Source organism: Massilia sp. W12, from assembly GCF_037300705.1.
Lineage (GTDB): Bacteria > Pseudomonadota > Gammaproteobacteria > Burkholderiales > Burkholderiaceae_D > JACPVY01.
In genome coordinates, this window is record NZ_CP147776.1 from 5,280,640 (window position 1) to 5,301,941 (window position 21,302).

Consider the following 21,302-nt stretch of genomic DNA (forward strand, 5'->3'; position numbering starts at 1 on the left):
GCGCTCCTGAAAACTTGATTATGCGCGCGTGTGGCGCGGAAACGGCGGCATGCCTCGCATTTTCAGGCAAGCGCGCCTAATAGCGCTACACTTGGCAGGCTGTCGCCTCTTCCACTGACCAGGAGAAAATTATGCGTTTGTCCCATTTATTGCTGTCCTTCGTCTGCCTGCTGCCGGGCGCCGTGCTGGCGCAACAGCCGATTGTCATTAAATTCAGCCATGTGGTGGCGGTGGATACGCCCAAAGGCCAGGCCGCATTGCGTTTTAAGGAGTTGGCGGAAAAAGCCAGTCAGGGCAAAGTCAAAGTTGAAGTCTTTCCCAACAGCCAGCTGTATAAAGACAAAGAAGAATTGGAAGCGCTGCAACTGGGCGCAGTGCAAATGCTGGCGCCTTCGCTGGCCAAATTCGGCCCGCTCGGTGTGAAAGAATATGAAGTTTTTGATTTGCCTTACATCTTCCCGAATAAAGCCACCCTGACCGCCGTGATGGATGGCAAAATCGGCCAGGATTTGATGCAAAAACTGGAAAGCAAGGGCATCAAAGGTTTGGCCTACTGGGACAATGGCTTCAAAATCATGTCCGCCAACAAGCCTTTGCGCAGCGTGGCTGACTTCAAAGGGTTGAAGATGCGGATTCAAGCCTCCAAGGTGCTGGATGCGCAAATGCGCGTGCTCGGCGCCAATCCGCAAGTGCTGGCGTTCTCTGAAGTGTATCAAGCGCTCGGCAATGGCCTGGTGGATGGCACCGAAAACCCGCCCTCCAATATGTACACGCAAAAAATGCATGAAGTACAAAAGCATCTGACCGTCTCCAACCATGGCTATCTGGGTTATGCTGTGATCGTCAACAAAAAATTCTGGGACGGACTGCCGGCGGATATCCGCAAGATCCTGGAAAAAGCCATGGCTGACGCCACCACTTATGAACGCGCCATCGCCCAGCGCGACAATGAGCTGGCGCTGGACGCCATCAAAAAATCCGGTAAAACCGCGATTTACCAGCAAACCCCGGCTGAAGCCGCTGAATGGAAAAAAGCCATGTTGCCGGTGCATAAAGAAATGGAAGGGCGGATCGGCGCAGACCTGATCAAAGCCATCGGCCAGGAAGCGGCGCGCAATAAATAAGCGCAATCGAGAATGGATGCGGTATGAAATACCTGGATCGCCTGGAAGAAATCCTGATCGCCAGCCTGATGGCCTGCGCCACCCTGATCATTTTTGTGGCGGTGTTGCACCGCTATGCTTCAGGCTGGCCTATCCCCTGGCTGCAAGACAAATTGATTGCGATCAATATGAGTTGGGCGCGTGAAGCCTGCATTCTGATGTTTGTCTGGATGGCCAAATTCGGCGCCGCATACGGCGTGCGCAGCGGCATTCATGTCGGCGTCGATGTTCTGGTCAAACGTCTCGGGCCGGGCGGTCAGAAATTCTGCATCCTGTTCTCCGTGTTGGCCGGCGTCTTGTTCACCGCCACGCTGGCGGCGATCGGGGCCGGCATGGTGTACCACAAATTCGGCGACACCATGACCACCGAGGTGATGGAGCTGCCCTTGTGGATGGTGTATCTGGCGATTCCGCTGGCCTCCGGTTTGATGGCCTTCCGTTTTTTACAAGTCGGCTGGACGTATCTCAAAACCGGGGCCATGCCGCAGCATGATCATGGCCATGTGGACGGACTGGATGAACAGGAATTGATGCGGGAGCAGCGCACATGAACACGATTTTGATTTTTTCGCTGCTGATCCTGCTGATGTTGAGCGGGATGCCGATTTCGATTGCGCTGGGCTTAACCGTACTCACCTTTTTATTCACCATGACCACCACCGAAGTCGAAACGGTGGCCTTGAAGTTATTCACCGGAATTGAAAACTTCGAAATCATGGCGATTCCCTTTTTCATTCTGGCCGGCAATTTTTTAACGCATGGCGGGGTGGCGCGCCGCATGATCCGCTTTGCTTCCAGCATGGTCGGGCATTTTCACGGCGGTCTGGCCTTGGGCGGGGTGTTGGCCTGCGCCCTGTTCGCCGCCGTGTCCGGCTCCTCGCCGGCCACCGTGGTGGCGATTGGCTCGATTATTCTGCCGGCCCTGATCAAACAGGGTTACCCGCCCCGTTTTGGCGCAGGCGTGATCACCACCTCGGGCGCGCTTGGCATTTTGATTCCGCCCTCGATTGTGATGGTGATGTATTCCGTCTCCACCAATACCTCCATCGGCAAGCTGTTCATGGCCGGGGTTGTGCCGGGTTTGATGCTGGCGTTTCTGCTCGGCCTCACCACCTGGTATCTGGCGCGCAAAAATAACTACCCGCGCATGCCGCGCGCTTCCTGGGATGAGCGCTGGCAAGCCTTCCGTGAAGCATTTTGGGGCTTGGCCTTGATCGTTTTGGTGATGGGCGGGATTTACAGCGGGATTTTCATGCCGACCGAAGCCGCCGCCATGTCCGCCGTGTACGCCTTTGTGATCGCCCTGTTTGTGTATAAAGACTTGCGCTGGCGCGATGTGTATAAAGTCCTGCTGTCCTCTGCCGCCATGTCGGCCATGCTGCTCTACATCATCACAAATGCGATTTTGTTTTCGTATTTGATGACCAATGAAGGTGTGCCGCAAGCGATGGCGGATTGGATGTTAGCGCAAGGCATGGGGGTGGCAAGCTTCTTGCTTATAGTGAATGTGTTGCTGCTCATCGCCGGGAATGTGATGGAGCCATCGTCGATTGTCTTGATCATGGCGCCAATTCTGTTCCCGATTGCGATGAAGTTGGGCGTGGATCCGGTGCACTTCGGCATCCTGATTGTGGTGAATATGGAAGTCGGCATGTGTCATCCACCGGTAGGATTAAACCTGTATGTTGCCTCCGGCATCACCAAAATGGGGATCACCGAGTTGACAGTGGCGGTCTGGCCCTGGTTGTTGACGATGTTGGGCTTTCTGATGATCGTCACCTATGTTCCGGCAATTTCCCTGTTCTTGCCGCAACTGCTGGGAATGTAGGCGATGTGCACAATCAGGCGCAATTGCTGCAGCATGTAACAAGTTTTGCCGGAATGCAAAAAAAATTGCTGCAATCCGGAAACTGTTACGCTATTATGACGCGACTTTTCAGAAAATACAGTTCGGAAAAAACTGTGTTCACTGTCACCGCATAACGAGTATTCATTTTCCTGCATAAGCAGGCCGGTTTTGGTTGGGGGAAGTGGGCAGACCGCGCAAGCCTTGTGCTTGTCAGGTCTGGAAATATACAACGGTATCGCAGTACCGGAGATCTGAGGAGACGCACGCTGCAATGATGCTGCTGCCGCCTGCCACGATGCAGGATTGGACAAGCCGCCGTCAGCGTGGATAAATTTTAAAACGCACCGCAAGGTGCGTTTTTTTTCATCTGCGGCGGGGCTGCGTTGTATCGGTGCAAATGCACCAGAAAAGTGCGACTTGTAACACCTGCGTGCAGCGCATGCAAGGCAAATACATTCAGTTCGGGGCAATCGGCTATAATCCGCTGTTACCGTCTGCAAATGTGCGCAATGCCGCGCCCGCAAGCCATCCAGGCGCCGCAGGTGGTTTTCCCTGTGCGTCTTGCATTACACAAGCTTGTTGGATTTCTATGATTATTGGCAACGGATTACTGGCGCAAGCCTTTTCCCCGCGTTACGCAAACGACCCCGAAGTGCTGGTGTTTGCCTCGGGCGTCTCGAATTCGCGTGAAACCGATCCTGCAGCGTTCGCGCGGGAAAAAGAAATGTTGCAGCACGCCTGCGCCGAAGGGCGCGAGCTGGTGTACTTCAGCACCTGCAGCGTACATGATCCTGAGCTGGCCAACAGCCCCTATGTGCAGCACAAAAAAGCGATGGAAGAAATGGTCGCGGCGCTGCCGCACTTTGCTATTTTCCGTCTGCCGCAAGTGGTCGGGCGCACGCCGAACCCGCACACCCTGACCAATTTCCTGCACCATCAAATCGTCAGCGGCGCCACCTTTCATATCTGGCGCAATGCGCGCCGCAATCTGATTGATGTTGATGATGTCGCCAAAATCGGAACCTGGCTGCTGGATCACCACGAAGCCGACGACATCATCACCAATATCGCCTGTCCGTTTTCAATCGCCATCCCGGATCTGGTGGCGATTTTTGAAGACGCGCTGGGCATGCGCGCCGCCTGTGATGTGCAGGAAGCCGGCGGCAAATACATGATCGACACCCGGCTCGCGTTTTCAGTCGCGCCCAAGGCCGGGGTCGAATTTGATGATTTTTATGTCAAGCGTCTGATTCACAAATACTATGCACCCGCCAAGTCTTGAACCCACGCTTGCCCTCTCGCTGGTGATTCCTGTGTACGGCAGCGAAAAAGTGCTGCCGGAACTGGTCGCCCGCGTGCGCGACACGCTGGATACCCTGCCGGATGTGCGCGGCAGCTATGAAATCGTGTTCGTCTGCGACCGTTCGCCCGATCAAAGCTGGCAAGTGATCCAGCGTTTAAGCAGTGAATACAACTTTGTGCGCGGCATCTTATTGCGCATGAACGCCGGCCAGCACAATGCCCTGATGGCCGGCTTTGCGCATGCGCGCGGACGGCGCATTGTCACCATGGACGACGATTTGCAGCATGCGCCTTCGGACATTCCGAAACTGCTGGCTGAATTGGAGCGCGGCCATGATCTGGTGTATGCGCGCTTCGGCCAGCGCCGCCATGCCGGCTGGAAAATTCTCGGCAGCAAACTCAATGACAGCGTAGCCAGCTTTTTGCTCAACAAGCCGCGCGATATGTATCTTTCGCCCTTTCGCGCGATCCGCGCCGAAATTTGCCGCGACATCCTGCGCTATCAGGGGCCGTATGTGTATGTCGATGGCTTGTTGCTGACCGCGACCCGGAATATCGGCAGCATCGAAGTGGCGCACCATGAGCGCTTCGCCGGCGACAGCGGCTACAGCTTCAAAAAAAGCGTCTCGCTGTGGCTCAAAATGGCCACCAGCTTTTCCATTGTGCCGTTGCGCTTAACCTCGCTGGCCGGCATGTTGTTTGCGGGCCTGGGCTTTTTACTGGCGCTCTTATTCATCGTTCAAAAATTCACCATCAACCGCATGCCGGACGGCTGGTCTTCGCTGATGGTGACGATTTTGATTCTGGGCGGGGTGCAATTGCTGGCCCTGGGCGTGCTTGGCGAATATCTGGGCCGCGTGCTGTTGACGATCAACGCCAAACCGCAATATGTGATCGGGGCCAAGGCCGGCTTTGACAATTCGCAGGAGCCGGCATGCTGAACGCATTATGGCAACGCCATCGCCAATTCCTCTTGTATTGCATTTGTGGCGGCAGCGGCGTGGTGGCGCATTACGCCGTGTATCTGCTGCTCTGCCTGGCGCTTGATAAACAAGTGGCGAACGCCGCCGGCTATCTCGCCGGCACGCTGCTGTCCTTTGCTTTAAACCGGGTTTTCACCTTCAATCTGCGGGATCGCACCGCGCAACGTCTGGCGCAATTTTTAATCACCGCCGGGGCCGGCTATCTCGCCTCCGCACTCTTGCTGGGCGTGCTGGTCGATGTGCTGCATATGGATAAGCGTTTTGCGCTGATTCCCGTGTTGCCGCTGGTGGTGCTCCTGCAATTCACACTCAACAAACGCTTCGCCTTCAAAGGCGCGAGCCAATGAACTGATACAAACATGGAACATGAATACGATGTCGCCATCGTCGGGGCCGGCTTTACCGGTTTGACGGCGGCCCTGGATTTGACGCGCGCCGGCAAAAAAGTCTTGGTGTTGGAAGCTGACAGCGTGCCCGGCGGTTTGGCCAGCACTTTTGATTTCCGCGATGGCGTGCGGATCGAAAAGTTTTATCACCACTGGTTTAATAATGATGTGTATGTGCCGGAACTGGTGCGCGACCTGGGCCTGGAAGGCGAAATCGTCACCATGCCCTCGAAAACCGGCATGTATTTCAATGGCCGCCACTGGCGCCTTTCGACTCCGCTCGACTTGCTGCGCTTTTCCCCGCTCAGTTTCTGGGAACGCATCCGCTTAGGCTTGCTGGTGTTCCAGGTGCGCCGCGTAAAAGACTGGAAGAGCATCGAACATCTTTCGATCCGCGAATGGCTGGAGCCTTTGTGCGGCAAAAATGTGTTCCGCATCGTCTGGCAACCGCTGATCGAAAATAAATTCTCGGTGGTGGCGGACGCCGTGAATGCGGTCTGGATGTGGAAAAAACTGGTTTTGCGCGGCAGCACGCGCGATTCCAAAGGCGGCGAGCAGCTGGCGTATTTCCGTGGCGGTTTTGGCCGTCTGGCGGAAGAGATGGTCAAGCAAATCCGCGCCGGCGGCGGTGAAGTGCGCTACGGCGCTCATGCGCAGGAAGTGGTGAGCGCAAATGGCCGTTTGCAAGCATTGCGCACCGGCGAGGGATTGGTGCGCGCACGCCAATTCCTGTTCACGCCTTCGTTCTCAATCATTGCCGACATTTTGCAAAAAGATGCGCCGGCGGATTATCTGGCGCGCCTGCGCCGCGTGCGCTATCTGGGCAACGCCTGCCTGGTGCTGGAACTGGATCGCAGCCTGTCTGACACCTACTGGCTGAATGTGAACGACCCCGGCTTCCCCTTTGTCGGCGTGATCGAACACACCAATTTCGACTCGCCGCAAAACTACGGCGGCAAACACATCGTTTTCCTGTCGCGCTATCTGGCCAAGGAAGACCCGGTGTGGACTTATTCGGATGAGCAATATCTCGACTTCGCTTTGCAGCATCTGCAGCGCATGTTCCCGCAAATGCAACGTTCCTGGATTCAGGAATACCGCATCTGGCGCGCCGAATTCGCTCAACCTGTCACCGAGCGCAATTATTCAAGCTATGTGCCGGGACAGGAAACCCCGTACGCCAATGGCTGGATCAGCAGCATGGCGCAGATTTATCCGGAAGATCGCGGCACCAATTATGCGATCCGCGAAGGCCGCGCGATGGCGCAAAAACTGCTCAAGCTGTTGAGCTGAGGCGAAACGCACATGCATAACGAATACCACAGCAGACCTTCGCGCGGCTGGCAATATGGCTTGATTTTGCTCGCGCTGGCGGCCTTTATCGGCCTGAATATGCGCGGCGTGTGGGGCACCTCGGGCGACTTCGCCCACCACTACGCCCTGGTGGCGCGCATTTGGGAATTGTTCGGCCTGCCCATCGTGTCAGAGAAGCCGCTGGGAGAAATGAATTTTTACCCGCCGGCCAGCCATGTGCTGGGCGCGGTGGCGGCGCATTTCCTCCACTCGCCGCTGTTGGGTATGCACCTGGTCAGCCTGCTGGCCCTGTTTGCGCTTTGGGTAGCGGTATGTTTCATGCTGCTGTCCCTGCCGCGTAAAAACGGCATGCTGAGCACGCTGCTGCTGCCGGCCCTGACCGCCTTGTGCTGGTGGCTGGATCTGGTCTTGCATGGACGCGAACTGACTGCGGATTTCTTTTACGCCCAATTGGTGGCGCAAGCCATGTTGATGTGTGTGGCCTGCAGCATATTGTGGCTGGAGCGCCAGCACAGCCGCCGTCTGCTGCTGCAATTGCTGACCTTCGGTCTGGCCTGGGCTTGCGTGTATGTGCATTTGCTGGCCAGCCTGCAATTGCTGGCTTTCGCCACATTGCTGTTCATGGTGGACGCCCTGCAAGTCTGGCGCAGCCGCCAGCGCGCGCTGCGTCGCGCCGCCTTTACGCTGTTGCTGGCCGGCCTGTGCGCCTGGGCCATCAGCCGCAATTATTACTTCATCGGCATGCAGCGCATCAGCAGCAATAATGGCCAGCTGGAATTGACCCATTTAAACAGTGTCGGCATGATCGGCGCGTATGCCGCCGCCGCTTGCGGGATCGCGGCCTTTTTCCTGTGGCAATGGCTGCGCCTGGATGACAGCCGGCGCAAAGCCATGTTGTTATGGAAATACTGGGCTTGCTACGGTATGGCGATTGCATCGCTGTGCCTGCTGCAATTGCTGGTGCTGCAATTCGGCCAGGGCAGCGAATACGCGGTCAAAAAATATATCTTCTCGCTGCATATGGTGCAGCTGGTGAATGCCATTTTGCTGCTCGGCTGGCTGGCGCAGTGTGTGGCGCCGCGCCTGATGCAAGACCAGGCGATGCGCGGCGGCAATTGGCATCATTATCTTTTACCCAGCGCCGGCGTTTTGCTTTGCCTGTGGCTGGTGATGCCGCTGCAAAAAATCTATCAAATGTCGGATTTGTATGAGGCGGAGCAGGCGGTGATGAATCTGCGTGTCTCCGGCGTGCCCTACAGCCCGGCCAAGGCCAGCTATGTCACCGAGATCCGGCAGGCGCCGCCGATGGTGAATTACATGTTATCGCTGGGTTTGCTGCATTCGCCGCGCGATGACATTGCAGCCAGCATCTTGCAGCAACGCCCGATTCGCGACTTTTCTGCGGTCAACACCCTGGTGACCACGGCGGATTCGCAGATTGACCGCAGCTTCCCCTGCCGCCGCAACCAGGTCGGCGGTAAATATGTGGTGCTGGACGGGCGCTGCATCATGCAGGCGCTGCGCCAATCGCAAGGCATCTACGACTTCACTGATCGCCTCAGCATCGCCGAATGCCAGATTGACGGCTTGAGCGAAATTGAAGCGTTTGGACGCTGGACGGAGCGCAATCATGTGCGCATCCGTTGCCCCTTGCCGGAATTGCCGGGTGGCCGCAAAGCCGAAAGAGTGGAGCTGGATATCACCGCCTTCCTGGAAAAAACCATTACCCAGCAACGCGTGCAAGTCAGCTTGAATGGGGCCGAGCCGGCAGAATACGTGATCGACCGCAATATGCCGACGCGTATGCTGTCCTTCTCCTTGAAAAATGTCAGCGGCAGCATGGTGGATTTCCGGCTGACACTGCCTGACGCCAAATCGCCCAAGGAATTGGGCTTGGGCGACGATCCCCGCATTCTGGGAGTTTCAGTGCGGCAGCTTGCATTTAAGTGAGGTGGAAAAAAACCGGCGTGAGCCGGTTTTTTTCATTTCAGCTTGCGGCGCCTATTTCACTGCTTGATCCTCAAACGTGAGATTGCTCAAACCGCCATTGAGCAAATGAATCGACCATTTCCTGGTTTTGACAATATCGCCGCTTTCATTATCAAAGAAATCGCTGTGGATACGCACCACCAGCCCATTCAAAAAAATGTCTTCGTACACGGTGATGGAGTTCAGATTCACATTCGTGATTTGCGCCAATAATGCAGCATCCGCAACAAAGGTTTTGCCACGCTTGCTGACCTGGAGTTTGGTCAGTGCATAGCGTTTATCAGTCGCAGCTTGCACCTGCGCCCCGCCTTCTGTGTGAAACGAGACATCAGTCCACATATTCTTCAACATCGGGCTGGCGTGGGCAGCCGGCCAAGTCAGCAAAACGGCGCAGCAGGCCAGGATGGAAAATTGCCGTTTCATCTTATCTCCATTATCTAAGAAACGTGTTTGCGAGGGTTGTTAAATACATATGGCGCATGGGACGCCCCATGCCACGCGCCCCACGCCAACCGCGCCAATTCCTCACCCCACAGCTGCGCCCCCAAGGCCGAGGGGTGATAACCATCGCTGGCCAACAATGCCGGATCTTGCACATCAAAGGCGATGGGCGCATGCAGCCAGCCGCCGTGCGCCGCGACTTCCATGCTGACCGCATTCAAGGCGGCGGCTTTCAAGCCGAGAATGGCGCGCAGGGGTTGCGGCAGCGCCGACAGATATTGCACCGGCGGCGCGCCGGACACCAGTAAAAGACGCGGTTGACAGCGTTGCGCCAGCGCCGCCGCCAGCGCGGACAGCGCCTGGCGATAATGGCGCATGCTGTGGAACTGGCTGACGTCATTCACGCCAAACGCCAGCAAGACAATGTCGAACTGTCCCGCGACCCGGGGCAGCAGGGTGTGCCGGGCTTGTGCGGCAGTGGCGCCGTTCATGCCCAGCGCCTGCCACTGCACCGCGCGGGCGCTGTGTTGCGCCAAGGCTTGCGCAAAACGGTAAGTCACGGCATGTTCCTGATGTGTCACGCCAACTCCGGCCACCGGCGATTCGCCTATGGCCAGCAGGCGCAAAGGCGGTTCGGCGCAGGTCTCTTGCGGCGCGCTGATCAAACCCTGGCGCGCGCCGGCGGCTTCCGGCAGGCGCGGCGTGCTGCGGCGCGCACGCCGGCCTTGCGCCAGCAATAGCGGCAGCAAGGCCAGGGCCAGGCTGTTGGCCGCTGCCGCATACAGATACTTCATAGATCAGGATTTTTCCGGCTGGCTTAAACTGCTTTCGTGCTGGGTTAACATTTCTTTCGCCACTTCACTGATTTTGCGCCGCTGCGAACGCGACTGGTCGCGCAGTTTTTGGAAAGCCAGATGGCGGGTCAGGCGGAAACGCATCATCAGCAAGCCCACCGCCATACTGGTTTCGCGCCCGGCGTCAAGCGCAGCAGTCAGGCTCATTTCATTGTTGCGTAATTGCCGGATATCGTCGGCGCGCGCCAGGGCGGCGGTGATGGCCGGCAACAGCTGACTTTGATTGACCGGCTTCACCAGATAGCCCACCGCGCCATAGCGCGTGGCCTGCTTGACGATTTCCATATCATCGAGGGAAGACAGAAACATGAAGGGAATCGCGCTTTCGTGGCGCAAATGGCGCGCCAGCTCCAGCCCCGACATGCCGGGCATATTAATGTCGAGTAAGGCCAATGATGGCTCTTGATCCAGCGCCACTTGCAAAGCATCCTGGCCATTGGTGGCGCTCCATATCTGAAAGCCGGCAAATTGCAACACTTCGGCCAAATAGGCCAGCAGCATTTCATCATCGTCCACTAACAGAATGCTGCGCACATTTTCGCTTGCTGTCATGCAGTTCTCCCGGATTTCCGGCGTGCAGACCGGGAGCCGGACTGCCGCCTTTTGTTTCCACATTATAGAAGCATGCAGCAGCGGCTCACAGATTGATCACGCAATTTGCACTTCATCACTGCGACTTTCGCCACGATTGTCGCGCCATTGCACCCGCACGCTCTCGCCTTTGGCGCCGCCATTGAATTTGAAAGACAGATACGGGTCTTTAGAGACTGAAGGGCCAAACATCGCATTCAGCACGGTTTTGTTATTGTGCTGCACCTGCACTTGCTGGATGAAATGGGCCGGCACAAGCTTGCCATCGGCCTCTTTGCGCTGCCCGGTTTCCATATCATGCCGCATCAAAATCTTGACTTCGGTGTGCGCGCCTTGTTGTATCGCACGAATGCGCATCGGTTCTGCCGCCATCTTATTCTCCCTGTTTAACCGCCACAGCCGCCAAGCGTGACTTTGATTTCTTTGGAAGCCAACAACCACTTGCCATCCGCCAGCGCCAATGCGTGGACGGTGGACGTGGCGCCCATTTTGACGCGCGTGCTGACCTGGGCCAGCGTACCGGGCGCCAGATCAAAGGCGGCGGACAGGGGATTCGGATTCTTTTCGACCAGAATCGCGATTTTGCTCAGATTCGCCGAGCTGCTCACGCCGACCGGCACCACGGCGCCGTTTTCAGCAATATCCGGCGCATTCAGCTGCAACAGCGGGGACACTTCAAACTTATCGCCGCCTAAAGCCTGCAATACATCGGCCAGCGTTTTGGCCTCAAAAGCGCGGCCATTCCAATCTGCCGCCAGCACATCTTGCGGACGCAGCCAGCCGGCCCCGAAGGCCAGACTCAGTACGCCGGCAAAGCGCAGCGCATCGCGGCGCGTGATCGACTTGCTCATTGACTCTCCTGTGATTGAGAAATACCGTGGGCAACGCGACGGCGCCAGACCTGCCAGCGCTCGCGGGCTGCAAACACATCGATGGAATCGCTGGCGGCTTGATCCACCAGACAATCAAATGCCGTTTCCATCAAACCCTGCAAAACCGGGGCTTGAATTGTAAACGGCGGCCCGCGCACCGCATCGGCTGCGGGGTCAATAAAAAAATAGCCAAACAATAAGCCGCCTTCGGGCAAGAGCTCGGCCCAACGCTGCACAATCCGCACGCGCTGCGCTGGCGGCAGGGCGCAAAAAAAGGCCCGTTCATAAATCGCGCCCAGCGGCTGCGCCGGCTGCCAGCTGAAAAAATCGCCTTCCTGCACGCAAGCGGCCAGCGCCGGATCTTGCTGCGCCAGACGGGCGCGCGCCTGTTGCACTGCCGCCGGGGCAAAATCCAGCGCCAGCGGGGTCCAGCCATACGCGGCAAAACAGGCGACTTCCCAGGCATTGCCGCAGCCCGGCAGCAACACGGTGCGCGGCGCATGGTCGCGCACAAATTCCTGCGCCTGGCGCGGCGCGGCGCCGGAATCCCAGGGCGTGAAACGGGCGGCGAAACGCTCTTGCCAGAATTGCGGCAATTCCGGGTTGCGATTTTCAAACTTGGGCGGCGGCGCGCTCATATCTGCAGCCCGAAATGCAGCGCGGCCAGCCAGGCGGCTGCGCCGGCCAGGCCGAGCAGCAGAATACTGCTGAGGATCAGCAAAAAGCGGTTGGTGCGGCGCTGTTCATGCAACAAGGCTTGCAGCACCTGTGCGGTGGCTTGCGGTTCGGCGCTGTTGGAGAGCGATTGATGCAATAAGCGCGGTAATTGCGGCACGATTTGCGAAAAACGCGGCGATTCGTCACGCAGCCGGTCAAGCAGTCCCTGCCAGCCGACCTGCTCGCCCATCCAGCGCTCCAGATAGGGTTTGGCGGTTTTCCACAAATCCAGATCAGGGTCCAGCTGGCGCCCCAAGCCTTCAATATTCAGCAGCGTTTTTTGCAGCAGCACCAATTGCGGCTGCACTTCGACATTGAAGCGGCGCGAAGTCTGGAACAGGCGCAATAAGACCTGGCCGAAAGAGATTTCTTTTAATGGCCGGTCGAAGATCGGCTCGCAGCAGGCGCGCACCGCCGCTTCCAGCTCATCCACCCGGGTTTCTTTCGGGGCCCAGCCGGATTCAATATGCGCTTGCGCCACCCGCTTGTAATCGCGGCGGAAAAAGGCGATGAAATTTTGCGACAGATAATTTTTGTCGTAATCATTGAGCGTGCCGACGATGCCGAAATCCAGCGCGATATAGCGGCCAAAAGTGGCCGGCTCGACCGACACCAACACATTGCCGGGATGCATATCGGCGTGGAAAAAACCATCGCGGAACATTTGCGTGAAGAAAATCTCGACCCCGGCGGCGGAGAGTTTCTTCAAATCGACGCCGGCGTCTTCCAGGCGGCCGATTTGCGAGACCGGAATGCCGCGCATGCGCTCCATCACAATCACCGAGGCCGAGCAGTATTCCCAAAACATTTCCGGCACCAGCAGTAAATCGGAGTTGGCGAAATTACGCCGCAATTGGCTGCCGTTAGCGGCTTCGCGCATCAAATCCAGCTCATCATGCAAATGCTTGTCGAATTCGGCCACCACTTCGCGCGGTTTCAGGCGGCGCCCGTCGGCCCAGATGCGCGTCATTAAATCCGCCGCGATCCCCATCAACGCCACATCTTCATCAATGGTTTTGCGCATATTCGGGCGCAGCACCTTGACCGCCACTTCGCGCCCGTTTTTCAGACGCGCAAAATGCACTTGCGCAATCGAGGCGGACGCCACCGGTTCGCGCTCAAATTCAGCGAATAATTCATGCGGCGGCGCGCCGAGCGAACGGGTGATTTGTTGAATCGCCAGATCAGGGTCGAATGGCGGCACGCGGTCTTGCAGATGCGCCAATTCATCGGCGATGTCGGCGGGCATTAAATCGCGCCGGGTGGACAGCAATTGGCCGAACTTTACGAAAATCGGCCCCAGATCTTCCAGCGCCATGCGCAAGCGCACGCCGCGCGGGGCGGAAATATCGCGCCAGAACAGCAGGCCATTCAAGAGGCGCGCCAGACGCGGCGCATTCAGCTGGGCAATCAGAATGTCATCCAGGCCATAGCGCACCGAGACGCGGATGATTTTCAGCAGGCGCAGAAATTTCAGAATCATGCCGGCCTCAATCCTGCGCCGGCGCGGTGGCGCGCTCGACTTTTTGCACCCGCTTTTCCAGCCGCTCCAGATCATCGCGCAGTTTGGCCACCTGCTGCGAAAACTCTTCCACCGCCGCCGGACGCACCAGCATCGCTTGCTCTTCTAACAGGAATTCAGCGATATTTTCCTGCAATTTGCGGGTATTTTGCTGCGCGCCGGCTTGCAAATCACGCCAGGCCATAGCGATCCGGCGCGCGCCGATTTCGCCGAAGATGCGTTGCAAATCGTATTCCATATCCCAGCGCATATTGTTCATCAATTGCGACAGGGTGTTGGCCAGTTCGACATCGCCTTCGATGCGCGCCGCCGCCATCAGTCGCGCGCGGTCTTGCAAAAGCCAGGTCAGATCCGCCGCTTTCAGATGAATTGTCACTGCGCAGTCGGCATCCGGCGCGGCGCTTTGCAGCAGACCATCGGCGCAGACTTGCAAAACCGGCTTGAAGCCGCCCAAATCCAGCGCCGCGCATTTGCCGCCATGCGCGCCAAGCAGCGTGCGCGCCCAGGCGTCCTGCGCCAGCAGATGATTCAATACGGGAAGAATGCTTTGCGCCGCCAGTTGGTCGGCGGCGGGGACGGATGCTGTCATGATGCGTGGACAAGAGCGGGCAATGCGCTAGTGTAGCAGCTTGGCGGCCTTGTGCGCGCAGGCCGGCCGCGCAGACTGCGGCAGCCGGCCTGCGCGAGGCTCAAATGCGGCGGATAATTTTCTCGCCAAACAAACCCGCTGGCCGCACCAGCAGGAATAACAGCGCCAGCACATACGGGAACCAGCCTTCAATCCCGCCGCCCACCATCGGCCCGAGATAGACTTCGGCCAGCTTCTCGCTGGCGCCGATGATCAAACCGCCGACAATCGCACCGGGCACCGATGTGAAGCCGCCCAGAATCAAGACCGGCAGCGCCTTCAAGGCCAGCAGGGTCATAGAAAATTGCACCCCGGTGCGCGCGCCCCACAGCACGCCGGCCACCAGCGCGACAAAACCGGCGGCGCTCCACACAATCACCCAAATCGTGCGCAGCGGAATGCCGACCGCCTGCGCCGCCTGATGGTCATCCGCCACCGCGCGCAGCGCGCGGCCAATCTTGGTTTTGGAGAAAAACAAGGCCAGCGCAGTCACCAGCACCGCACAAATCGCCGCCGCCGTGACATCGAATTGCGAGATCGAGATATTGTGCTGATCCAGCAGCCAGGCAATCGGCTCGTCGGTAATCGGCAGCTTGAGTTCATGCGGATTGGTGCCCCAGATCAATTGCGCCAGACCTTCCAGGAAGAAGGTCAGGCCGATGGTGGCCATGAAGAGGGTGATTTCCGGCTGATTCACCAAGGGCCGCAAAACCAGCTTTTCCACCAGCCAGGCCACCACAATCATCACCAGCAAAGTGGCAGGCAAGGCCAGCCAAAGGCTGAACTCGAATTTTTCCATCAGGCTGACACAGGTCAGCGCTGCGCAAAACACCATCGCGCCCTGAGCGAAATTGAATACGCCGGAGGCTTTGTAAATCAGCACAAAGCCCAGCGCCACCAGGGCATACATGACGCCGGACAGCAGGCCGCCCAACAGCACTTCAATAAAAAATGTGAAATTCATGCTGCCTCCATCAATGCGCGCCAAGATAGGCGCGGATCACTTCCGGATCATTGCGCACTTCCTGCGGTGTGCCATCGCCGATTTTTTTGCCGTAGTCCAACACCACCACCCGGTCGGAAATATCCATCACCACCCCCATATCATGCTCAATCAAGACGATGGTGACGCCGTAATGGTCATTCACATCCAGGATAAAGCGGCACATATCCTGTTTTTCTTCGATATTCATGCCGGCCATAGGCTCATCCAGCAGCAGAATTTCCGGCTCCGCCGCCAGCGCGCGCCCGAGTTCGACGCGTTTTTGCAAACCATAGGGCAGACGCCCGACCGGCGTTTTGCGGATCGCCTGGATTTCCAGAAAGTCGATGATTTCTTCCACTTTGGCGCGCTGTTCCAGCTCTTCGCGCCGCGCCGGCCCCAGGTGCAGGGCTTGCAGCAAAAAATTGCTGCGCATCTTCAAATTGCGCCCGGTCATGATGTTGTCCAGCACGCTCATGCCTTTGAACAGCGCAATATTCTGAAAAGTGCGCGCAATGCCGGATTTGGCGGCGGCGTGGGTGTTCATATTTTTGCGATGCTGGCCGCGATAAATAATTTCACCATGCTGAGGCCGGTACACGCCATTGATCACATTCAGCATGGAACTCTTGCCGGCGCCATTGGGGCCGATGATGGCGCGGATCTCATGCTCGCGCACATTGAAGGAAATTTCACTCAAGGCGCGCACCCCGCCAAAAGAGAGTGAGATATTTTGCAGATCCAGAATCACCTCGCCGATTTTGCGGCTGCTGCTTTGCTGCGCTTCCATCGCCATCCTTTCACGCCAGATCGGCAATCACCAGGTCGGCCGCCACCTTGCCTTGCCGCCCGTCTTCAAATTTGACCAGGGTTTCAATGTATTGCCGCGCGCGCCCGGCATACAAGGCTTCCACCAGCACGCCATATTTTTCGGCAATGAAGCGGCGCCGCACTTTGCGGGTGCGCGTCAATTCATCGTCATCCGGGTCGAGTTCTTTGTGCAAAATCAAAAAGCGCTTCACCTGCAAAGCGGCCATCGCGCCTTCCTGCTGCAAATCGCGGTTGACCTGGCTGATGCAATCGGCGATCAATTGATAAACTTCCGCACGCCCGGCCAGATCGGCATAACCGGCATACGAAATACCGCGCCGCTCCGCCCAGTTGCCGACCGCCGGCAAATCAATATTGATGAAGGCGCACACTTTGTCATAGCCATTGCCAAAGCACACTGCTTCTTTGATGTAGGGGAAAAATTTGAGCTTGTTTTCGACATAGTTGGGGGCGAACATCACACCGTTCTGCAAGGCCCCGACATCGGCTGCGCGGTCGATGATTTTCAAATGCCCGTCTGCGTCAAACATGCCGGCGTCGCCGGTGCGGAACCAGCCTTCAGCGTCAAACACTTCGGCGGTGGCGTCGGGCCGTTTGTAGTATTCCTTGAGCATGGCGGCGGATTTCACCAGCACTTCGCCGTGCTCGCCCAATTTCACCTGCACGCCGGGAGCTTGCACGCCCACGCTGTCGAATTTGATTTTGCCATCCGGCTGCAGGCAGACATAAGCGCAGGTCTCTGTGGCGCCGTAGAGCTGTTTCAAATTCACGCCCAGCGAACGGTAAAACCGGAACAGATCCGGCCCGATTGCCGCGCCCGCCGTGTACGCCACGCGCACCCGGCTCAATCCCAGGACATTTTTCAAGGGGCCGTAAATCAGCAAATTGCCCAGGCCGTAATGCACTCGATCAAGCAGGCCAACCGGCTTGCCATCCAAAATATCGGCCCCGACCTGTTTCGCCAGGTTCAGGAAGTGCTGGAACAGGCGGCGCTTGATCCACCCCGCATCTTCCATTCTGATCATGACATTGGTCAGCATGTTTTCAAACACGCGCGGCGGCGCAAAATAATAGGTGGGGCCGATTTCACGCATGTCTGCGCTGACGGTTTCCCCGGATTCGGGACAGTTCACAGTAAACCCGGCGTAAATCGCCTGGGCGAAAGAAAACAGGCTGTCGCCAACCCAGGCCATCGGCAGATAAGACAGGATGTCTTCATCCGCACTCAGGCGGTCAAAGCTGACCCCGCCCTTGGCCGCCGCCAGCAATGAAGCATGGGTCTGGCATACGCCCTTGGGCTTGCCGGTGGTGCCGGAGGTGTACAACATCAGCGCCACATCATCGCTCTGAATCGCGGCCAGTTTGTCTTTGATGAAGTTTGGCTGTTGTTGCAGGAAGTCTTGCCCGATTTGCAGCACGCGCTGCAAATCCATCACGCTGTTTTGCTGGTAATGGCGCATGCCGCGCGGGTTGTCGTAGGCGATCAGGCGCAGATTGGCGCCGGATTCGAGCAATTTATCGACTTGTTCCTGGTCTTCTGCAATCGCAAAACTGATCTCAGCGTTTTGCAACACATATTCCAGATCCGCCGCCGGCGCATCCTGATATAAAGGCACCGGCACCCCGCCCAGCAATTGCGCGGCGCTCATGGCCCAGTACAGGCGGGGCCGGTTATCGCCGATGATGGCCAGATTCATGCCGCGCGCAAAACCGAGCTGCGCCAGGCCGGCGGCAAAAACCTGCACCTGCTCCCAGACTTGACGCCAATTCCAGGTTTGCCAGATGCCCAGGTCTTTTTCGCGAAAAGCCGGGTGCTGCGGCCTGTTTTGTGCATGCTGCTGCAACAAAAGGGGAAAGTTCATTGCCTCTGTTTGCACCACAACCTCCATGCCATGGTTGAATCCGGGAAAAAAAGGGAAATGGCCAATGCTGGCTGTGTCACGCCAGCCGGCCCATCCGCTGAAAGTATCACAAAGCTGGCGACTGCTGCGCATTTTGCAGACAAATGCGCAACAGTTGTGCGCCCGCAAACCGGCCACAACACGCATGCCGCAAGCAGGATCAGGCACAGCAAAGCAGGGCAAAGCGCGCTATCATGCATATTTATTTCTATGCCCTGCTATGTGCCGGAGAAGCTCATGAACACCCTGTCTGAACAACATGTGGCGCATGCGCGCATTGCCGCCCTGCGCGCCGCCATGCAACGCCAGCAAGTCCACGCCTGTTTAATTCCTTCCAGTGATCCGCATTTGTCCGAATACCTGCCCGAGCGCTGGCAAGGGCGGGTGTGGGCCTCCGGCTTCACCGGCTCAGTTGGTTTATTGATCGTCACGCTGGATTTCGCCGGTCTGTGGGCGGACAGCCGTTATTGGGCGCAGGCGGAAGCGGAGTTGGCCGGCAGTGGAATTGCGCTGATGAAGATCAATACCGCCGGCAGTCTGCAATATGTGGAATGGCTGGCGCAAAACCTGAAGCCGGGCCAGCGGCTGGCGGTGGATGGCGCCATTCTTGGTTTGGGCATTGCACGGCAGATTGAACAAGCGTTGCAAAGCTGCGGCGCCAGCATGGCCCCGGAATGCGATTTGTTGCAGGAAGTCTGGAGCGACCGCCCGCCCCTGCCGGATGCGCCGGTGTACGAGCATCTGCCGCCTTACGCCACGCAAAGCCGGGCCGCCAAACTGGCCGCGCTGCGCGCTGAAATGCGCGCCCAGGATTGCGCTTGGCATCTGATTTCCACAGTGGACGATATCGGCTGGCTGTTCAATCTGCGCGGCGCGGATGTGAATTACAACCCGGTGTTTTTAGCGCATGCCTGCATCGGCCTGGAACAGGCCACGCTGTTTGTCGGCGCCGGCAAGATCGCGCCGGAATTGGCGGCGCGTCTGGCGGCTGATGGCGTCACGCTGCAAGCCTATGAAGCCGCCTTCCCGGCCTTTGCCGCACTGCCGTCGAATGCCCGCGTGCTGCTGGATCCACGCCGCGTCACCTATGGCTTGCGCCAGGCGCTGCCGGCTGGCGTGAGCGTGGTGGAAGCGGTCAATCCGACGGTCTTCGCCAAATCCAAAAAAAGCGCCGCCGAACTGGCCCATGTGCGCGCGGCGATGGAACAGGATGGCGCCGCCCTGTGTGAATTCTTCTCCTGGCTTGAAAGCGCGCTGGCGCAAGGCGCAGTGACTGAGTTGGAAGTGGATGCTCAAATCACCGCCGCGCGCGCCCGCAGGCCGGGCTTTGTCTGTCCCAGCTTTGGAACCATTGCCGGCTTTAACGCCAACGGTGCGCTGCCGCACTATCGCGCCACGCCGGCTGCGCACGCCCGCATTGAAGGCGATGGCTTACTCTTGATTGACTCCGGCGGGCAATATCTGGGCGGCACCACCGATATCACGCGCGTGGTCGCGGTAGGCCAGGTGAATGCCGCACAAAAACGCGATTGCAGCCTGGTGCTGCAAGGCATGATGGCGCTGTCGCGCGCGCAATTCCCGCGCGGCCTGAAGTCGCCGATGCTGGACGCAATCGCGCGCGCGCCGATCTGGGCCGCCGGCATTGATTATGGCCACGGCACCGGGCACGGCGTGGGTTATTTCATGAATGTTCACGAAGGCCCGCAATCAATCGCGCAAACCACCATGCCGGAAGCGCATACCGCGATGGAAGAAGGCATGATCACCTCGGTCGAGCCGGGCATTTACCGCCCTGGCCAATGGGGCGTGCGGATTGAAAATCTGGTGTATGCGCGTCATGCCGTCAGCGGCCAGTTTGGCGATTTCCTCAGTTTTGAAACCCTGACCCTGTGCCCGATTGATACGCGCTGCCTGGATCTGGAGATCTTGCGCGCCGATGAAAAAGCCTGGCTCAACGCCTATCATCAGGAAGTGCAAACCCGCCTGTTGCCGCATGTTTCCGGGGCCGCGCGCGAGTGGCTCTTATTGCGCACTGCAGCAGTGTAATACTGCGCCAGTAGCTGGTTTTTGCCAGCCGGCTGCAGTTTTTTGCATCCTTTTCACCACAACAAGCACAGCGCCTGCGGGCGCTGTCTTGCTTTTGGGGCCGGACATGCGAAGATGACAACAGCATATTCGCGGCGTCCTGACGCCGGCCATGAAAGGGTGCATCATGGACTACCTGCTTGCGTATTGGGATCAGGCGCATTTTGCAGTGAATGGCCTGGTCTTTCTCAATCTGTTCGGCGCCCTGCTGCTGGGTTTGGCGGTGGGCTATGAACGTTCTTACCATGGCCGCGCCGCCGGCATGCGCACCTATGGCCTGGTGTGCATGGCCTCTGCCGCAGCCACCGCCGCTATCGGTTATCCGGAATTCTGGTTTGGCGTTTCCAAGCGCGTCTCCGCCGTGGTCGAGGTGTCGCATGTGGTGCAAGGGGTGCTGACCGGCATCGGCTTCCTTGGCGCCGGGGTGATCATGAAAGAAGGCTTGAGCATCAGCGGCCTGACCACTGCCGCTTCGATCTGGGTCACGTCTGTGGTTGGCATTTTGATCGGCCTGGGTTTTTATGCTGCGGCCATCTGCCTGGCCGGCCTGTCCGCCGCCTTGATGATCTGGGTCTCCAAGCTGGAAGCCATGCTGCCCTCGCGTCATGCGATTGCGCTGATGCTGCGCTTTGGCCAGGACTGCAAGCCGAATCTGGAACACTTGCGCCAATTTCTGTTAGAACGCGGCTACCAGATTGCATCCGGCTCGATGGCGATTTCCTATGATGAGGGCAAACCCAAGTGGCAATTTGTGGCGATTGCGCTATCCAAACGGAGCGGCATGCCGCTCGCGCTTTTGGGCGCGGACTTACAGCATTTTGACGGGGTGGACAGCTTGCAGGTGGTGCACGCGCGCAACTGAATACGGCTCTGTTATGATGCCGCTTTCTTC

The 21,302-nt window shown here is 58.0% G+C and carries 21 protein-coding genes; 10 read left to right on the forward strand and 11 right to left on the reverse strand.

Going from position 1 to position 21,302, the window contains the following annotated elements:
* The first annotated feature begins 131 nt into the window (after positions 1-131).
* The 8 genes from V8J88_RS21735 (at position 132) to V8J88_RS21770 (ending at position 8,947) form a co-directional block, all read left to right on the forward strand.
* A complete protein-coding gene (locus V8J88_RS21735; protein ID WP_338846365.1) occupies positions 132-1,124 on the forward strand; it encodes a TRAP transporter substrate-binding protein in 993 nt (330 codons plus the stop codon).
* Between the two features lie 23 nt (positions 1,125-1,147).
* A complete protein-coding gene (locus V8J88_RS21740) occupies positions 1,148-1,714 on the forward strand; it encodes a TRAP transporter small permease (RefSeq protein ID WP_338846366.1) in 567 nt (188 codons plus the stop codon).
* Positions 1,711-2,991, forward strand: coding sequence for a TRAP transporter large permease subunit (locus V8J88_RS21745; RefSeq protein WP_338846367.1), 1,281 nt, complete (start codon positions 1,711-1,713; stop codon positions 2,989-2,991). Before V8J88_RS21740 ends, V8J88_RS21745 begins: the two co-directional genes overlap by 4 nt.
* A 610-nt stretch (positions 2,992-3,601) precedes the next feature.
* Positions 3,602-4,294 (forward strand): NAD-dependent epimerase/dehydratase family protein, encoded by a 693-nt coding sequence (locus tag V8J88_RS21750; protein WP_338846368.1) that lies wholly within the window; start codon positions 3,602-3,604, stop codon positions 4,292-4,294.
* Positions 4,275-5,255, forward strand: coding sequence for a glycosyltransferase family 2 protein (locus V8J88_RS21755; protein WP_338846369.1), 981 nt, complete (start codon positions 4,275-4,277; stop codon positions 5,253-5,255). Before V8J88_RS21750 ends, V8J88_RS21755 begins: the two co-directional genes overlap by 20 nt.
* Positions 5,249-5,644 carry a GtrA family protein gene (locus tag V8J88_RS21760; protein ID WP_338846370.1) on the forward strand — a complete coding sequence of 132 codons (396 nt, stop codon included), beginning with the start codon at positions 5,249-5,251 and terminating at the stop codon, positions 5,642-5,644. Before V8J88_RS21755 ends, V8J88_RS21760 begins: the two co-directional genes overlap by 7 nt.
* Before the next feature lie 12 nt (positions 5,645-5,656).
* Positions 5,657-6,976: an NAD(P)/FAD-dependent oxidoreductase gene (locus V8J88_RS21765; protein WP_338846371.1), complete on the forward strand. Its 1,320-nt coding sequence runs from the start codon at positions 5,657-5,659 to the stop codon at positions 6,974-6,976.
* Between the two features lie 12 nt (positions 6,977-6,988).
* Complete coding sequence (locus tag V8J88_RS21770) at positions 6,989-8,947, forward strand: hypothetical protein (protein ID WP_338846372.1); 1,959 nt, start codon at positions 6,989-6,991, stop codon at positions 8,945-8,947.
* Between the two features lie 51 nt (positions 8,948-8,998).
* On the opposite strand, the gene V8J88_RS21775 is transcribed toward V8J88_RS21770, so the two are convergent.
* The 11 genes from V8J88_RS21775 to V8J88_RS21825 all read right to left on the reverse strand — a co-directional run bounded on the left by V8J88_RS21775 (position 8,999) and on the right by V8J88_RS21825 (position 18,286).
* The gene (locus tag V8J88_RS21775) at positions 8,999-9,409 is read right to left on the reverse strand and encodes a hypothetical protein (RefSeq protein ID WP_338846373.1); all 411 of its coding nucleotides are present in this window, start codon (positions 9,407-9,409) and stop codon (positions 8,999-9,001) included.
* A gap of 14 nt (positions 9,410-9,423) precedes the next feature.
* A complete protein-coding gene (locus V8J88_RS21780; RefSeq protein WP_338846374.1) occupies positions 9,424-10,221 on the reverse strand; it encodes an SGNH/GDSL hydrolase family protein in 798 nt (265 codons plus the stop codon).
* Between the two features lie 3 nt (positions 10,222-10,224).
* Complete coding sequence (locus V8J88_RS21785) at positions 10,225-10,833, reverse strand: response regulator (protein ID WP_338846375.1); 609 nt, start codon at positions 10,831-10,833, stop codon at positions 10,225-10,227.
* 96 nt (positions 10,834-10,929) lie between these two features.
* Positions 10,930-11,244 carry a thiosulfate oxidation carrier complex protein SoxZ gene (soxZ, locus tag V8J88_RS21790; protein ID WP_338846376.1) on the reverse strand — a complete coding sequence of 105 codons (315 nt, stop codon included), beginning with the start codon at positions 11,242-11,244 and terminating at the stop codon, positions 10,930-10,932.
* Between the two features lie 14 nt (positions 11,245-11,258).
* On the reverse strand, positions 11,259-11,723 hold the full coding sequence (gene soxY / locus V8J88_RS21795; protein ID WP_338846377.1) for a thiosulfate oxidation carrier protein SoxY: 465 nt from the start codon (positions 11,721-11,723) through the stop codon (positions 11,259-11,261).
* On the reverse strand, positions 11,720-12,382 hold the full coding sequence (locus tag V8J88_RS21800; RefSeq protein WP_338846378.1) for a methyltransferase domain-containing protein: 663 nt from the start codon (positions 12,380-12,382) through the stop codon (positions 11,720-11,722). The genes soxY and V8J88_RS21800 overlap by 4 nt, the downstream gene beginning before the upstream one ends.
* Positions 12,379-13,944: a ubiquinone biosynthesis regulatory protein kinase UbiB gene (ubiB, locus tag V8J88_RS21805; RefSeq protein ID WP_338846379.1), complete on the reverse strand. Its 1,566-nt coding sequence runs from the start codon at positions 13,942-13,944 to the stop codon at positions 12,379-12,381. The genes V8J88_RS21800 and ubiB overlap by 4 nt, the downstream gene beginning before the upstream one ends.
* A gap of 7 nt (positions 13,945-13,951) precedes the next feature.
* Entirely contained in the window at positions 13,952-14,572 is a 621-nt protein-coding gene (locus V8J88_RS21810; RefSeq protein ID WP_338846380.1) for an SCP2 sterol-binding domain-containing protein, read from the reverse strand.
* 100 nt (positions 14,573-14,672) lie between these two features.
* A complete protein-coding gene (locus V8J88_RS21815) occupies positions 14,673-15,575 on the reverse strand; it encodes a branched-chain amino acid ABC transporter permease (protein ID WP_338846381.1) in 903 nt (300 codons plus the stop codon).
* 10 nt (positions 15,576-15,585) lie between these two features.
* Complete coding sequence (locus V8J88_RS21820; protein WP_338846382.1) at positions 15,586-16,389, reverse strand: ABC transporter ATP-binding protein; 804 nt, start codon at positions 16,387-16,389, stop codon at positions 15,586-15,588.
* 4 nt (positions 16,390-16,393) lie between these two features.
* Entirely contained in the window at positions 16,394-18,286 is a 1,893-nt protein-coding gene (locus V8J88_RS21825) for an AMP-binding protein (protein WP_338846383.1), read from the reverse strand.
* Positions 18,287-18,562: 276 nt separating this feature from the next.
* On the opposite strand from V8J88_RS21825, the gene V8J88_RS21830 reads away from it, so the two are divergent.
* Together V8J88_RS21830 and V8J88_RS21835 are read left to right on the forward strand one after the other, a co-directional pair.
* Complete coding sequence (locus V8J88_RS21830) at positions 18,563-20,371, forward strand: aminopeptidase P family protein (RefSeq protein WP_338846384.1); 1,809 nt, start codon at positions 18,563-18,565, stop codon at positions 20,369-20,371.
* Positions 20,372-20,537: 166 nt separating this feature from the next.
* On the forward strand, positions 20,538-21,272 hold the full coding sequence (locus V8J88_RS21835) for an MgtC/SapB family protein (RefSeq protein WP_338846385.1): 735 nt from the start codon (positions 20,538-20,540) through the stop codon (positions 21,270-21,272).
* Positions 21,273-21,302 lie beyond the last annotated feature (30 nt).